The 14,716-nt window shown below is 72.3% G+C and carries 13 protein-coding genes; 9 read left to right on the top strand and 4 right to left on the bottom strand.

Going from position 1 to position 14,716, the window contains the following annotated elements; genetic code table 11:
- Positions 1-47 precede the first annotated feature (47 nt).
- Both NLU66_RS08935 and NLU66_RS08940 read left to right on the top strand, forming a co-directional pair.
- Positions 48-947 (top strand): bifunctional methylenetetrahydrofolate dehydrogenase/methenyltetrahydrofolate cyclohydrolase, encoded by a 900-nt coding sequence (locus NLU66_RS08935; RefSeq protein ID WP_259359376.1) that lies wholly within the window; start codon positions 48-50, stop codon positions 945-947.
- A gap of 133 nt (positions 948-1,080) precedes the next feature.
- Positions 1,081-1,905: an exodeoxyribonuclease III gene (locus NLU66_RS08940; RefSeq protein WP_259359377.1), complete on the top strand. Its 825-nt coding sequence runs from the start codon at positions 1,081-1,083 to the stop codon at positions 1,903-1,905.
- A gap of 101 nt (positions 1,906-2,006) precedes the next feature.
- Here the strand turns inward: NLU66_RS08940 and NLU66_RS08945 are convergent, their stop codons facing one another.
- Genes NLU66_RS08945 through sdhC form a run of 4 tightly spaced genes read right to left on the bottom strand, consistent with a single transcriptional unit; the run spans position 2,007 to position 5,437 of the window.
- Positions 2,007-2,771 (bottom strand): succinate dehydrogenase iron-sulfur subunit, encoded by a 765-nt coding sequence (locus tag NLU66_RS08945; RefSeq protein WP_259359378.1) that lies wholly within the window; start codon positions 2,769-2,771, stop codon positions 2,007-2,009.
- A complete protein-coding gene (gene sdhA, locus NLU66_RS08950) occupies positions 2,771-4,546 on the bottom strand; it encodes a succinate dehydrogenase flavoprotein subunit (protein ID WP_259359379.1) in 1,776 nt (591 codons plus the stop codon). The genes NLU66_RS08945 and sdhA overlap by 1 nt, the downstream gene beginning before the upstream one ends.
- Positions 4,547-4,595: 49 nt before the next feature.
- A complete protein-coding gene (locus NLU66_RS08955) occupies positions 4,596-5,057 on the bottom strand; it encodes a succinate dehydrogenase hydrophobic membrane anchor subunit (protein WP_259359380.1) in 462 nt (153 codons plus the stop codon).
- A gap of 2 nt (positions 5,058-5,059) precedes the next feature.
- Entirely contained in the window at positions 5,060-5,437 is a 378-nt protein-coding gene (gene sdhC / locus NLU66_RS08960) for a succinate dehydrogenase, cytochrome b556 subunit (protein WP_103385101.1), read from the bottom strand.
- Positions 5,438-5,702: 265 nt separating this feature from the next.
- Between sdhC and NLU66_RS08965 the strand changes: the two genes are divergently transcribed.
- From NLU66_RS08965 to NLU66_RS08995, 7 genes are all read left to right on the top strand, one after another.
- Complete coding sequence (locus NLU66_RS08965) at positions 5,703-6,863, top strand: mannose-1-phosphate guanylyltransferase (RefSeq protein ID WP_259359381.1); 1,161 nt, start codon at positions 5,703-5,705, stop codon at positions 6,861-6,863.
- 135 nt (positions 6,864-6,998) lie between these two features.
- Positions 6,999-8,252, top strand: coding sequence for an amidohydrolase (locus NLU66_RS08970; RefSeq protein WP_259359382.1), 1,254 nt, complete (start codon positions 6,999-7,001; stop codon positions 8,250-8,252).
- 199 nt (positions 8,253-8,451) lie between these two features.
- Positions 8,452-9,570: a BMP family lipoprotein gene (locus tag NLU66_RS08975; protein WP_259359383.1), complete on the top strand. Its 1,119-nt coding sequence runs from the start codon at positions 8,452-8,454 to the stop codon at positions 9,568-9,570.
- 109 nt (positions 9,571-9,679) lie between these two features.
- Positions 9,680-11,251: an ABC transporter ATP-binding protein gene (locus NLU66_RS08980; RefSeq protein WP_259359384.1), complete on the top strand. Its 1,572-nt coding sequence runs from the start codon at positions 9,680-9,682 to the stop codon at positions 11,249-11,251.
- A complete protein-coding gene (locus NLU66_RS08985) occupies positions 11,248-12,861 on the top strand; it encodes an ABC transporter permease (protein ID WP_259359385.1) in 1,614 nt (537 codons plus the stop codon). Before NLU66_RS08980 ends, NLU66_RS08985 begins: the two co-directional genes overlap by 4 nt.
- Positions 12,858-14,198, top strand: coding sequence for an ABC transporter permease (locus NLU66_RS08990; RefSeq protein ID WP_259359386.1), 1,341 nt, complete (start codon positions 12,858-12,860; stop codon positions 14,196-14,198). The genes NLU66_RS08985 and NLU66_RS08990 overlap by 4 nt, the downstream gene beginning before the upstream one ends.
- 2 nt (positions 14,199-14,200) lie before the next feature.
- On the top strand, positions 14,201-14,677 hold the full coding sequence (locus tag NLU66_RS08995; protein ID WP_259359387.1) for a cytidine deaminase: 477 nt from the start codon (positions 14,201-14,203) through the stop codon (positions 14,675-14,677).
- The last annotated feature ends 39 nt before the right edge of the window (positions 14,678-14,716 follow it).

The following is a 14,716-nucleotide window of genomic DNA, read 5'->3' on the forward strand; positions in this document are numbered from 1 at the left end:
CCCGCGCTCGTCCCCGACCGTTCCCAGCGCTCCCCGGAAGGAGCCCCATGACCGCTCAGATCCTCGACGGCAAGGCCACCGCGAAGGCGATCACCCAGGAGCTCGCCGAGCGCGTCGCCGCGCTCAAGGAGCGGGGCATCACGCCCGGCATCGCGACCGTGCTCGTCGGTGACGACCCCGGCTCGCGCCTCTACGTGGGCATGAAGCACCGCCGCTCGGAGTCGATCGGGATGAACTCGATCCAGATCGAGCTCCCCGGCGACGCCACCCAGGAGGACGTCGAGGAGGTCATCGACCGTCTCAACGACGACGAGACCTGCCACGGCTACATCGTGCAGCTGCCGCTCCCCAAGCATCTGGACACCGACGCGGTCCTCGAGCGGATCGACCCGGACAAGGACGCCGACGGCCTGCACCCCACGAACCTGGGCCGGCTCGTGCTCAACGTGAACGCACCGATCACCTCGCCGCTGCCGTGCACCCCGCGTGCCGCGATCGATCTGCTGCTCCGCCATGACATCGACCTCAGCGGCAAGCACGTCGTGGTGGTCGGCCGCGGGGTGACCATCGGCCGGTCGATCGGGCTGATCCTGACCCGTCGGGCGATCAACGCGACCGTCACCCTCACCCACACCGGGACGAAGGATCTCTCCGAGCATCTCCGTCGCGCCGACGTGATCGTCGCCGCGGCAGGCGTGAAGCACCTGGTCCGCGCGGAGGACGTGAAGCCCGGCGCCGCCGTGCTCGACGTGGGCGTGACCCGGGGCGAGAAGATCCCCGAGACCGGCAAGTACCGGGTCCACGGCGACGTGGACCCGGCGGTCGCGGAGGTCGCCGGCTGGCTGTCCCCGAACCCAGGCGGCGTCGGCCCGATGACCGTCGCGCTGCTGATGACCAACGTCGTCGAGGCGGCCGAGCGGGCCGCGGGGATCAGCCCCGCCGCCTGAGCGACCCGCTCGCCGCGCACGAGGCCGCCCCGGTGCCGACCGGGGCGGCCTCGTCGTGTGCGGGCCCGCCCCGGGGGAGGGGCGGGTGGGGCGCGGGCGGCGTGCGTCGGCCCTCCCTGTAATACTGGCGGGCATGACCTTCACACTCGCCACCGTCAACGTCAACGGCCTCCGCGCCGCCGCCCGGAAGGGCATGGGCGACTGGCTCGCCGCGACCTCCGCGGACGTCGTCACCCTCCAGGAGGTGCGGGCACCGGACGAGCTGCTCGCCGACCTCATGGGGGAGGGTTGGAGCATCGTCGGCGAGGCGTCACGGCTCAAGGGCCGTGCGGGCGTCGCGATCGCGGCCCGCACCTCGCTCGAGCGGATCGACCTCGAGGGCGTGCGGCGCGGCCTGCCCGGCCTCGAGGAGGAGGACGCGCACTCGGGTCGCTGGCTCGAGGCGGACCTCGGCGATCCCCTCGGCGACGGCCAGGACCTCACCGTCATCTCCTGCTACATGCACTCCGGTAGCGTGGACAAGCCGCAGACCATGACCGACAAGTACGCCTTCCTCGACGTCGCCCTCGAACGCCTCGCCGCCCTGCGGGCCGACGGCCGCCACGTGGTCCTCACCGGCGACCTCAACATCGCCCACGCCAACAACGACATCAAGAACTGGAAGGGCAACCTGAAGTCCGCCGGGTTCCTCCCCGAGGAGCGCGCCTATCTCGACCGTCTCCTCGTCGAGGGCGACTGGGTCGACGTGCACCGCCGTCTCGCGGGCGACGTGCCCGGCCCCTACACCTGGTGGTCGCAGCGCGGGAAGGCCTTCGACAACGACTCGGGCTGGCGCATCGACTACCAGCTGACCACCCCGCAGCTGGGGGAGCGGGCGACCGCCGCGCAGGTGGACCGGGCCCCGAGCTACGACACCCGCTGGTCCGACCACTCGCCGCTCGTGGTCACCTACGACTGACCTGACGCCTTCATGCGGGACGACGGAGCGCCCGGCCCCCTCGCGGGGACCGGGCGCTCCGTCGAGCTGGGGTCGCCCGCGGACGGGCGATCCCCGGAGGATCAGACGCGGCCGCGGATGACGGCCTGCTTGACCTCGGCGATGGCCTTGGTGACCTGGATGCCGCGGGGGCACGCCTCGGAGCAGTTGAAGGTCGTGCGGCAGCGCCACACGCCCTCCTTGGAGTTGAGGATCTCCAGGCGCTGCTCGCCGGCGTCGTCGCGCGAGTCGAAGATGAAGCGGTGCGCGTTGACGATCGCGGCCGGGCCGAAGTACTGGCCGTCGGTCCAGAACACGGGGCAGGACGAGGTGCACGCCGCGCACAGGATGCACTTGGTCGTGTCGTCGAAGCGCTCGCGCTCCTCCGCGGACTGCAGGCGCTCGCGGCTGGGCTCCTGCCCCTTCGCCACGAGGAACGGCATGATCTCGCGGTAGGACTCGAAGAACGGGTCCATGTCGACGATGAGGTCCTTCTCCACCGGCAGGCCCTTGATCGGCTCGACCAGGATGGGCTTGGAGATGTCGAGGTCCTTGAGCAGCGTCTTGCAGGCCAGGCGGTTGCGGCCGTTGATGCGCATCGCATCGGAGCCGCACACGCCGTGCGCGCACGAGCGGCGGAAGCTCAGCGAACCGTCCAGGTGCCACTTGATCTCGTGCAGGGCGTCGAGCACACGGTCGGTGCCGTGCATCGTGACGGTGAAGTCCTCCCAGGAGGAGTCCTTCCCGGAGTCCGGGTCGAAGCGGTTGATGCGGAGGGTGACCTCGAAGGAGGGGATCTCCGCGGCGGCGGACTCGGGGGCCGGGGTCTTCTCGGCGACGGCGGTCATCAGAACGTACGCTCCTTCGGCTCGTAGCGCGTGATCACGACGGGCTTGGTGCCGAGCCGGATCGAGGTGCCCTCGGCACCCTCCTCACCCTCGAGGGTGCGGTAGTACATCGTGTGGTGCAGGAAGTTGACGTCGTCGCGCTTGTCGAAGTCCTCGCGGAAGTGGCCGCCGCGGGACTCCTTGCGGTACAGCGCACCGAGCGCGACGGTCTCCGCGAGATCCAGCAGGAAGCCGAGCTCCACGGCCTCGAGCAGGTCGAGGTTGTAGCGCAGGCCCTTGTCCTGGACGGCGACGGTCTCGTAGCGCTTCTTGAGCGCCTCGATGTCCGCGAGCGCCTTCCGGCAGGTCTCATCGGTGCGGAACACCTGGACGTTGGCGTCCATGGTCTCCTGCAGGTCGCGGCGGATGTCCGCGACGCGGTCCTCGGTGGCCGGGCGGTCGCGGAGGCGCTGCAGCAGCTCGACGGTCGGGAGCTCGACACCCTCGGGCAGCTCGGGGGACTCGACCGTCGCCGCGTGCTCCGCGGCGGCGATGCCGGCGCGGCGACCGAAGACGTTGATGTCCAGCAGCGAGTTCGTGCCCAGGCGGTTGCCGCCGTGCACGGACACGCAGGCCACCTCGCCCGCGGCGTACATGCCGGGGATGACGTCCTCGGCGTTGCGGAGCACCTCGCCGCGGATGTTCGTGGGGATGCCGCCCATGGCGTAGTGCGCGGTGGGGAACACCGGCACCGGCTCCGTGTACGGCTCCACACCCAGGTAGGTGCGGGCGAACTCGGTGATGTCCGGGAGCTTCGCGTCGATGTGCGCGGGCTCGAGGTGGGTGAGGTCCAGCAGCACGTAGTCCTTGTTCGGACCGCAGCCGCGGCCCTCGCGCACCTCGTTGGCCATCGCGCGGGCGACGACGTCGCGCGGGGCGAGGTCCTTGAGCGTCGGCGCGTAGCGCTCCATGAAGCGCTCCATGTTGCTGTTGCGCAGGATCGCGCCCTCGCCGCGGGCCGCCTCGGAGAGCAGGATGCCCAGGCCCGCGAGGCCCGTCGGATGGAACTGGAAGAACTCCATGTCCTCGAGCGGGATGCCGCGGCGCAGCACCATGGCGGGGCCGTCGCCGGTCAGCGTGTGCGCGTTCGAGGTGGTCTTGAAGACCTTGCCGAAGCCGCCGGAGGCGAAGACCACGGACTTCGCGCGGAAGACGTGGATCTCGCCGGTCGCGAGCTCGTAGGTGACCACGCCGGAGGCGCGGACGCCCTCGTCGGTGCGCGGGTCGCCGGTCATGAGCACGTCGAGCACGTAGTACTCGTTGAAGAACTCCACCTGCTGCTTCACGCAGTTCTGGTAGAGGGTCTGGAGGATCATGTGGCCGGTGCGGTCCGCGGCGTAGCAGGCGCGGCGCACGGGCGCCTCGCCGTGCTCACGGGTGTGGCCGCCGAACCGGCGCTGGTCGATCTTGCCCTCGGGCGTGCGGTTGAAGGGCAGGCCCATCTTCTCGAGGTCGAGCACCGCGTCGATGGCCTCCTTGGCCATGACCTCGGCGGCGTCCTGGTCCACCAGGTAGTCGCCGCCCTTGACGGTGTCGTAGGTGTGCCACTCCCAGTTGTCCTCCTCGACGTTGGCGAGGGCGGCGCACATGCCGCCCTGCGCCGCGCCGGTGTGGGAGCGGGTGGGGTAGAGCTTGGTGACGACGGCGGTGCGGGCGCGCTTGGAGGCCTCGAGGGCGGCGCGCATGCCGGCGCCGCCGGCGCCCACGATCACCACGTCGTAGTCATGAGTCTGCATGGTCGGGGAGTGCTCCGTTTCGATCGCGAGATGCGGGACGGCCGAGCCGTCAGCCCTGGCAGACGGCGGGCAGGAGGCTGGGCTCCGCGCCGGCCGGGCAGGGGTTGAAGGTGAAGATCACGAGGGTGCCGAGCACGATCGTGACGACCACGGCGACGAGCAGCAGGCCCTTGAGGACCAGGCGCGGCGTCGAGGAGCGGGCGTAGTCGTTGATGATCGTGCGCACGCCGTTGCCGCCGTGGATGAGGCCGAGCCACAGCATGAGCAGGTCCCAGACCTGCCAGAAGGGGTTGGCCCACTTGCCGGCGACGAAGGCGAAGTCGATGCCCTTGACGCCGAGGCCCAGCCAGAGGTTCACGAAGAGGTGGCCGAAGATGAGGATCACGAGCAGGGCGCCCGAGGCGCGCATGAACATCCACGAGAGCATCTCGGTGTTCACGCCGCGCTGGCCGGTGCGGCGGTAGCGCGTGGTGGGATCGGGGATCCGCGTGGAGGAGGTCTGTGCGCTCATGGTCAGGCTCCGAACATGTGCATGAGGTGGCGGGGGAGGAAGCCGGCCATGAGGACCACCCACAGCACGACGACGCCCCAGAACAGGCCGCGCTGGTGCTTCGTGCCCTTCGACCAGAAGTCCACCAGGATGATGCGGAGGCCGTTCAGCGCGTGGAACACCACGGCGCCCACCAGGCCGATCTCGCCGAGGCCGAACACCACCGTCTTGTAGTGCCCGATCACCTCGTTGTACGCCTCGGGGGAGACACGCACGAGGGCGGTGTCGAGGACGTGGACGAGCAGGAACAGGAAGATGAGCATCCCTGAGATGCGGTGAGCGACCCAGGACCACATGCCCTCGCGTCCGCGATACAGCGTCCCGGATTGGGCGGAAGCCACGGAGTTCCTCCAGAAGCGTCGGTTGAGTCGTCGGCGGGCGGGATGACGGGCGGGCCCGCAGGGGCCTGTCGCGCCGCACCCGGCCCGACGGCTGCAGGGCCCGCACTGGGGACCCGCAGAGGGCCGGTTCACGACACGGCGACATCATCATCGCCCCCGACAGGGGCCCCGTCAGCGTAACACCATGACGTGCGCTTTCTGTCCCGCGCGCGGCGGTGTCGGGCCGGCCTCGGACCGCTCCCCAGGACGCCGCTACCCTGGCCGCATGCCCGAGGCCCCCTTCGTCCCCGTCATCCCCGCCGGCGGCTCCGGCACCAGACTGTGGCCGCTCTCACGGCGTGAGCGCCCCAAGTTCCTGCTCGATCTCACCGGCTCGGGATCCTCCCTGCTCGAGCAGACGATCGAGCGGCTCCTCCCGCTCTCCGACGCCCCTCCCGTGGTCGTCACCGGCGCCGTGCACCGGGCCGCGGTCGAGGAGCAGGCGGCCGGGCGGGCCCTCGTGATCGCGGAGCCCTCGCCGCGCAACTCGATGCCCGCGATCGCGCTCGCCGCGGCCGTCGTCGAGCGGGAGACGCCGGACGCCGTCATCGGCTCCTTCGCCGCGGACCATCTGGTCGCCGACACCGCCGCCTTCGCCGAGGACGTCCGCGCCGCGCGCGCCGCCGCGGAGGACGGCCACCTCGTCACGCTCGGCATCGTCCCCACCCACCCGGCGACGGGCTTCGGGTACATCGAGCGCTCCAGCGCGCCGGTGGCGCCCGTGCTCGAGCGCGCGGGGGCGCTGCCCGTCTCCCGGTTCGTCGAGAAGCCGACCCGGGAGGTCGCGGAGGAGTTCCTCGCCTCGGGCCGGTTCCTGTGGAACGCCGGCATGTTCGTGGTCCGCGCGCGGGTCCTGCTCGACGAGCTGGCCGTGCAGATCCCGCCGCTCGCCGAGGGCGTGCGACGGATCGCGGCGGCCGGCGGCACCGCCCAGGAGCAGGACGTGCTCGAGGAGGTCTGGCCCTCCCTGCTCTCGATCGCGATCGACCACGCGCTCGCGGAGCCGCTCGCCGCGCGCGGCCGCGTGGCCGTGGTGCCGGCCCGCTTCGACTGGGACGACGTCGGCGACTTCGCGGCGCTGGCGCGGCAGCTGCGCTCGCCGGCGGCCGGCGGCGGCGTCCGGACGGTCGGCGCTGCCGACGGGGACGGTGACGGCATCGGCGGTGGGGGAGATGTCCGGGTGCTGGGCACCGTCACCGTGGATGCCGTCGGCTCCCGGGCCACGGTGTACGGTGCCACGCATCGTCACGTGGCCCTCGTCGGCCTCGACGGGATCACCGTGGTCGATGCCGAGGACGCCCTCCTCGTGCTCGCCGACGACCACGCCCAGGAGCTCTCGGCGATCGTCTCCTCCCTGTCCGGCTCTGGGAGGGACGACCTGCGCTGAGGTCCGCGCGGCTGCGCGGGGCGAGGGGAGCAGGAGCAGCGCCGGGCGGGGGAGGCCCGGCAGCCGCCGCCCGTGACCGCGGGCGGCCAGGATCGAGGGACGGGCCCCAGGGACCGCCCGGAAGGCAGGACGCACGTGCAGGCGCAGCAGGTTCAGCAGGAGCAGCACCCGGGCGGACCGGAGCAGGCGATGCTCGGCCCCGACGGGCTCATCATGCGCACCGTCCACGAGCACTCCGACCACCTGCGGGGGATCCGCCGCCACCTCCACCGCCACCCCGAGCTCTCCCACGAGGAGCACGGCACCACCGACTACATCGCCGAGCAGCTCGAGGCGCTCGGGCTGAGCCCCGTGCGCATGCCTCGCACCGGGCTCATCTGCGACGTGCCCGGCAGCGACCCCTCCCTGAAGCCCGTCGCCCTGCGCGCGGACATGGATGCGCTCGGGATCCCCGAGCTCTCGACCGTCTCCTTCCGCTCGAGCGTCGAGGGCGTCTCCCACTCGTGCGGGCACGACGTCCACATGAGCGCCGTGCTCGGCGCCGCAATGGCCCTCGTGCGGGTCGCCGAGGAGGGGCAGCTGCGCCGCGGCGTGCGCCTGGTCTTCCAGCCCTCCGAGGAGCGCCACCCCTGCGGCGCGCTCGAGCTGATCGGCGAGGGCGTGCTCGAGGGCGTCGACTCGATCTTCGCCCTGCACTGCGACCCGGGCGTCGACGTGGGCCACGTGGGGCTCAAGGTCGGCCCGATCACCTCCGCGACCGACCCGGTCAAGGTGCAGGTGCGCGGCGCGGGCGGCCACACCTCCCGGCCCCACCTCACGCAGGACCTCGTCTTCGCGCTGAGCTCGATCGCGACCGGGCTGCCCGCGGCCCTCACCCGCCGCATGGACCCCCGCTCCGGCGTGAACCTCACGTGGGGCTCGATCCACGCGGGCTCCGCCTTCAACGCGATCCCCAGCTCGGGAACGCTCGAGGGGACGCTGCGCTGCCTGGACCACGACGCCTGGGACCGCGCGGAGGAGCTGCTCGAGGAGCTCCTCGCCGATCTCGTGCGGCCGTGGGGCGTCGAGGCCCGCGTGACCCATGACCGCGGGGTGCCGCCGGTCTCGAACTCCGCCTCGTCGACCGCGGTGCTCGAGGCCGCCGCCGCCTCCGTGCTGGGCCGCGAGAACGTGGACCCCACCGCGCAGTCGCTGGGCGGCGAGGACTTCGCCTGGTACCTCGAGAAGGTGCCCGGCGCCCTCGCCCGGCTCGGCACGCGCACGCCCGGCGGGCGCAGCTACGACCTCCACATGGGTGACCTCATGATCGACGAGCGGGCGATCGGCAACGGCGCCGCGGTGCTCGCCACGGCATGCCTGCAGCGGGACCTCGTCACGCAGCGCGGATGAGTCGCCGCGCCCCGGGGGGAGCGCGGCGGTCGCCTGCCGGCCATCTCCCCGCCGTCTGCGCGACGATTTCATAACGGTTCGAGGCCGGGAGCGCGACTGCGTCTCACGACGTGTGCGGCGCGGCTAGTCTCCGGAGGACTGCGACGTGGTGACGCCCGACACCGGGCGCGTCCGGCATCCCTTTCCTCGGAGGAACTTCATGAAGAGCATCTCGCGCGCGATCGCCCTCACGGGCGCCGGCATCCTGACCCTGGCGGCCTGCGGCGCCCCGCCGGAGGAGTCCGCCTCCTCCGGTGGCAGCGACGGCGGCTCCGGGGCGACCTCGGACTTCAAGGCCTGCATGGTCTCCGACTCCGGCGGCTTCGACGACAAGTCGTTCAACGAGTCCGGCTTCACGGGCCTGACCGCCGCGAAGGAGAAGCTCGGCATCGAGACCTCCACCGCCGAGTCCACCGACCCGGCCCAGTTCGCGACGAACATCGACAACCTGGTCTCCCAGGACTGCAACCTCATCTTCACCGTGGGCTTCCTCCTCGCCCCGGCCACGGGCACCGCCGCCCAGGCCAACGAGGACGTCGAGTTCGCGATCATCGACTCCACCGCGCAGGACGCCGACGGCAACGCGATCGAGGTCGGCAACGTCAAGCCGCTCTCCTTCGACACCGCGCAGGCGGCCTATCTCGCCGGCTACGTCGCCGCGGGCACCTCGAAGACCGGCAAGGTCGCCACCTACGGCGGCATGCAGATCCCGACCGTCACCATCTTCATGGACGGCTTCGCGGACGGCGTCGCCAAGTACAACGAGGTCCACAAGGCCGACGTGCAGCTCATGGGCTGGGACAAGGACACCCAGAAGGGCTCCTTCACCGGCGACTTCGAGGACCAGTCCAAGGGCAAGGCGCTCTCCGACACCTTCTACTCCCAGGGCGCGGACATCGTCATGCCGGTCGCCGGCCCCGTCGGCTCCGGGACCCTCGCCTCCGCGAAGGAGGCCGACGGCCGCTACGTCGTGTGGGTCGACTCCGACGGCTACGAGTCCGTGGACGACGACGCCGCGAAGCCGCTCATCCTCACCTCGGTCATGAAGGGCATCGCCCCCGCCGTCGAGGACGTCGCCACCGCCGCCTCCTCCGACGACTTCTCCAACGAGCCCTACGTGGGCACGCTCGAGAACGAGGGCGTGGGCCTCGCCCCGTACCACGACCTCGACGCCCAGGTCCCCGACGAGCTCAAGTCCGAGGTGGACCAGCTCAAGGCCGACATCATCTCCGGGAAGATCACCGTCGAGTCCGACGCCTCCCCGCAGAACCTCGGCTGAGACCGCACCACCAGGTGGCCGCCGCCCCCGTCGGGACCCTCGACAGGGGCGGCGGCCACGCCCCTGCGGCGCCGACCCGGCACCGCCCACCCCGACGGAGAGAGCAGGCGTGAAGCTCGAGCTCAGAGGGATCACGAAGGTCTTCGGCACCTTCGTGGCCAACGACGCGATCGACCTCGTGGTCGAGCCCGGAGAGATCCACTCCCTGCTGGGGGAGAACGGTGCGGGCAAATCCACCCTCATGAACGTGCTGTACGGGCTCTACCGGCCCGACGGCGGCGAGATCCTCCTGGACGACGAGCCCTTCCGCTTCAGCGGCCCCGGCGACGCGATGCGCGCCGGCATCGGCATGGTGCACCAGCACTTCATGCTCGTGCCGCCCTTCACCGTCGCCGAGAACGTCATGCTCGGCAACGAGCCCGGCACCCTCGGGTTCCTCGACCTCGCCTCCGCCCGCCGCACCGTGCGCGAGCTCTCCGCCCGGTTCGGCTTCGACATCGACCCCGACGCCGTGGTCGAGGACCTCCCCGTCGGTGCGCAGCAGCGCGTGGAGATCATCAAGGCGCTCTCGCGCCAGGCGAAGGTGCTCGTGCTCGACGAGCCCACCGCCGTGCTCACCCCGCACGAGACCGACGAGCTCATGGGCATCATGCGCCAGCTGCGGGACGAGGGCACCTCGATCGTCTTCATCACCCACAAGCTCCGCGAGGTCAAGGCCGTCGCGGACCGCATCACCGTGATCCGCCGCGGCCGGATCGTCGGCACCGCCGATCCCTCCGCCGACCAGACCGAGCTCGCCTCCCTCATGGTGGGCCGCTCCGTCGCCCTCGACCTCGACAAGGCCCCCGCCGTCCCCGGCGAGGTGGCCCTCGAGGTGCGCGGCCTCGGCGTGACCGACGCCGACGGCATCGTGCTCCTGGACGACGTGGACCTCGACGTGCACCGCGGCGAGGTGCTCGGCGTCGCGGGCGTCCAGGGCAACGGCCAGACCGAGCTCACCGAGGCCCTGCTGGGCCTGCAGAAGGGCGCCCGCGGCTCGATCCGCCTCGACGGCGCGGAGCTCGTGGGTCGCAGCACCCGCCAGATCCTCGACGCGGGCGTGGGCTTCGTGCCCGAGGACCGCACCCACGACGCGCTCGTCCCCGACTTCTCCGTCGCGGAGAACCTCGTCCTGGACCAGCACCACCGGGCCCCCTACGCGACCGGCGTGCTCCTGCACCCCGAGGCCGTGCGCCGCCGCGCCACGGCCGAGGTCGAGGAGTTCGACGTGCGCACCGGATCGATCGACGACGCCGTCTCGACGCTCTCCGGCGGCAACCAGCAGAAGGTCGTCATGGCCCGCGCCCTGGGCCGCGACCTCTCCCTGTTCATCGCCTCCCAGCCCACCCGCGGCGTGGACGTGGGCTCGATCGAGTTCCTCCACCGCCGCATCGTCGCCGAGCGCGACAAGGGCACCCCGGTCATCATCGTGTCGACCGAGCTCGACGAGGTCATCCAGCTCGCCGACCGGATCGCGGTCATGTACCGCGGCGGGATCCTCGGCATCGTCCCCGCGGACGAGGACCGCGACGTGCTGGGGCTCATGATGGCCGGCTACACCGTGGAAGCCGCCCGCGAGGCGGTCGCCGCCGGCGCCCGCACCAGCGACAGCACGCTCGCCGACGAAGGAGACATCGTATGAGCGCCCCCACCGACGGCCAGGCGCCCGCGGTCGCCCCCGGCACCGCAACGCAGCCCGGCGACCCCGGCACTCCCGGGGCCGATGCCGCCGAGCGCTCCGCCGGCTCGGTGCTGCAGGCGATCGCGCGCAGCAACGTGCTCGTCGTCGTGCTCGCCTTCGTCTTCGCCTTCGTCGTCGGCTCCGTGCTGATCCTCGTCTCCGACGTGGACGTGCGCGCCGCCGCCGGCTACTTCCTCTCCCGGCCGGCCGACCTCATCGGCGCCTCCTGGACGGCGATCACCGAGGCCTACGCGGCGATGTTCCGCGGCTCCGTCTTCGACCTCCCCGGCGCGCGCAGGGTCGCCGGCGACATCGCCGAGCGCGGCGGCAGCGGGCTGTACCTGCTGGGCCCCGCCTTCCTGCGCGGCATCAAGCCGCTGCTGGAGACCCTCACCGTCGCGACCCCGCTGATCATCGCCTCCGTCGGCATGGCGGTCTCCTTCCGCTCGGGCCTGTTCAACATCGGCGGCACCGGCCAGCTGATCGTGGGCGCGACCGCCGCGGGCTACGTCGGCTTCGCGATCGACCTCCCCGTCGTGATCCACCTGCTCGTCTGCATCCTCGCGGCGATCGTCGCGGGCGGCCTCTACGGCGGCATCGCGGGCTTCCTCAAGGCCCGCTTCGGTGCGAGCGAGGTCATCACGACGATCATGCTGAACTGGATCGCGACCTACGCCCTCGCCTTCGCGCTGACCACCTCCGCCTTCACGGGCGCGAACAAGGCCCAGCCCACCTCTCCCGCGATCGCGGGGACCGCGCGCCTCCCGCTCCTCGCGGGCGACCAGTACCGCCTCCACCTGGGACTCGTCGTCGCGCTCCTCGCCGTCGTCTTCCTGTGGTGGCTCATGAGCCGCTCCACCCTGGGCTTCCGCTTCCGCGCCGTCGGCTCGAACCCGCGCGCCGCGGAGGTCGCCGGCATCGACGTGGGCCGCAGCGCGATCGGCGTCATGGTCGTCGCGGGCGCCCTCGTCGGCCTCGCGGGCGGTGTGCACGTGCTCGGCACGGAGCAGCGGCTGACCGGCTCGATCGCCGGCTCCATCGGCTTCGACGCGATCACCGTCGCCCTGCTGGGCCGCTCCGGCCCCGTCGGCATCCTGCTCGCGGGCGTGCTCTTCGCGGGCCTCTCGACCGGCGGGCGGTTCATGGAGTCCGCGCAGGGCGTCCCGATCGACCTCGTGCAGGTCATCCAGGCGCTCGTGGTGCTCTTCATCGCCGCGCCGCCGCTCGTGCGCTTCCTCGTGGGCCTCGGCGGCGTGGACCGCCCCCGCGCCCCGCACCGACGCACCGCGACCGGCGCGCACGCCGCCCCGCTCCTCGCGGCCGATGCCGCCGCGGTCGCCGCCGCGGAGGGCCCCGCCGCCCCGCGCGAGGGCGCCCACCGCGCCCCGGTCGAGCCCGCGGCCGGCGACGCCGGTGACGGCGGGGCGCAGCCGCCGGGCCCGCCCGGTGATGCTGCGGACGCCGTCGGCCCAGTCGGCACCACCGATCCCGCCGATCCCGCTGATCCCGCCGGCACCGTCAGCACAGTGGACCCCAGCGGCCCCGACGCCCCGAAGGGGGAGAACGCATGAGCACCCTCGTCCAGGACCCGGGCCCCGCGACCGCGGACGCCCCCGTCGTCCCCGTGCGCACCTCCGAGCGCCTGCGCTCCTGGTGGCACCTGCCCACCGCGCTGACGGTGCTCGCCCTCGCGGCGCTGCTCGTCTTCGGCCTCGGCTCGCCCGCGGCGGACTCCACGACCTTCCGCCTCGCCGCCGAGGGCGACCTCAACCCCGGCGGCATCGTCCCCGGGGACGTGGCGATCCCGGCGCGGGTGCTCGCGATCGTCCTCGCGGCGCTCTGCCTCGTCATCGCGGGCGTGCTCTGGTGGGCCTCGGCGACGGTCACCGCACTCGGCCGCTGGCGCACCGCGCTCGTGGTGGTCTTCGGCCTGCTGTGGGTGATCGCCTTCCTCGACTGGGCCTTCCACGGCGCGACCGTCGACGTCGGCGCCATGCTGCAGACGATGATGGTGCTCGCCGTGCCGCTCGCCTTCGGCGCCCTCTCCGGCGTGCTCTCCGAGCGCTCCGGCGTCATCAACATCGCGATCGAGGGCCAGCTGCTCATGGGCGCCTTCGGCGCCGTGCTCGTGGGCTCGATGGTGGGCAGCCCCTGGGCGGGCCTGATCGCCGCGCCCGTCATGTCCCTCCTGATCGGCGTGCTGCTCGCCCTGTTCGCCGTCGGCTACCGGGTCCAGCAGATCATCGTCGGCGTCGTCCTCAACGTCTTCGCGATCGGCCTGACGAGCTTCTTCTTCGGCACCGTCATGAAGCAGAACCCGCAGATGTTCAACCAGCCGCTGCGCCTGCCGACCCTGCGCATCCCGCTGCTCGCCGATCTCCCCGTGATCGGGCGGGTGCTGTTCGAGCAGAACATCCTCGTCTACCTCATGTGGATCATCGTCGCGGTGCTCACCGTCGCCCTGTTCCGCACCCGCTGGGGCCTGCGCGTGCGCGCCGTCGGCGAGCACCCCCGCGCCGCGGACACCGTCGGCATCAACGTCAACGGCACCCGCTGGGGCAACGTGCTGCTGGGCTCCGCCGTCGCGGGCCTCGGCGGGGCGACCCTCACGATCGGCACCGGCGTCGCCTTCGGCGAGGAGATGAGCGCCGGCAAGGGCTACATCGCCCTCGCCGCGATGATCCTGGGCCGCTACCACCCGGTGGGCGCGCTCGCCGCGGCGCTGCTGTTCGCCTTCACCGATGCCCTCCAGCTGCGGCTCGGCACGCTGCCCACCGGGAGCGGCGCCGGCATCCCCAGCCAGTTCCTGCTCATGCTCCCGTACATCGTCACCCTCTTCGCCGTGGCCGGCGTCGTGGGGCGGGTGCGCGTCCCGGCCGCCGACGGCGTGCCCTACGCGAAGCAGTGACCATGGGGGAGCGGAGATCGACGGCGAACGGCACCGGAGACGGCGCCGGCACGGCCGGGAGGGAGGTCGGCGAGGAGTTCGCGGAGCTGCTCGCCGCCGCCCGCGAGATCGCCGAGCGCGCCTACACCCCGTACTCGCACTTCCGGGTGGGCGCCGCCGCGCTCACCGAGGACGGCCGCCTCGTGCGCGGCTGCAATGTGGAGAACGCCGGCTACGGTGTGACCCTGTGTGCCGAGTGCGGGCTCATCAGCGAGCTCGTCGCCGGAGGCGGCGGCCGGCTCTCCCGCTTCGTATGCGTGGGCGGGGACGAGCACCTGAGCCGGGACGAGCGGCAGGTGGTCATGCCCTGCGGGCGCTGCCGGCAGCTCCTCTCCGAGCACGCGGGGGAGAGCCTGGTGGTGCTCACCCCCGCGGGACCGTGCACCATGGACGAGGTGCTCCCGCAGGCCTTCGGGCCCGCGGACCTCGAGCTCCCCTGACCCCGACACCGACGCCGGTACCGCCACCGACACCGCTCC

It is taken from the genome of Brachybacterium sp. NBEC-018, assembly GCF_024860185.1.
In the GTDB taxonomy this organism is placed as follows: Bacteria; Actinomycetota; Actinomycetes; order Actinomycetales; family Dermabacteraceae; genus Brachybacterium; species Brachybacterium rhamnosum.

Bases quoted from the DNA above. Each gene is read 5' to 3' on its own strand.
- NLU66_RS08945 (WP_259359378.1), bottom strand. From the start codon at position 2,771: ATGACCGCCGTCGCCGAGAAGACCCCGGCCCCCGAGTCCGCCGCCGCG.
- NLU66_RS08995 (WP_259359387.1), top strand. From the start codon at position 14,201: ATGGGGGAGCGGAGATCGACGGCGAACGGCACCGGAGACGGCGCCGGC.
- NLU66_RS08985 (WP_259359385.1), top strand. From the start codon at position 11,248: ATGAGCGCCCCCACCGACGGCCAGGCGCCCGCGGTCGCCCCCGGCACC.
- sdhA (WP_259359379.1), bottom strand. From the start codon at position 4,546: ATGCAGACTCATGACTACGACGTGGTGATCGTGGGCGCCGGCGGCGCC.
- NLU66_RS08940 (WP_259359377.1), top strand. From the start codon at position 1,081: ATGACCTTCACACTCGCCACCGTCAACGTCAACGGCCTCCGCGCCGCC.
- NLU66_RS08990 (WP_259359386.1), top strand. From the start codon at position 12,858: ATGAGCACCCTCGTCCAGGACCCGGGCCCCGCGACCGCGGACGCCCCC.
- NLU66_RS08955 (WP_259359380.1), bottom strand. From the start codon at position 5,057: ATGAGCGCACAGACCTCCTCCACGCGGATCCCCGATCCCACCACGCGC.
- NLU66_RS08965 (WP_259359381.1), top strand. From the start codon at position 5,703: ATGCCCGAGGCCCCCTTCGTCCCCGTCATCCCCGCCGGCGGCTCCGGC.
- NLU66_RS08935 (WP_259359376.1), top strand. From the start codon at position 48: ATGACCGCTCAGATCCTCGACGGCAAGGCCACCGCGAAGGCGATCACC.
- NLU66_RS08975 (WP_259359383.1), top strand. From the start codon at position 8,452: ATGAAGAGCATCTCGCGCGCGATCGCCCTCACGGGCGCCGGCATCCTG.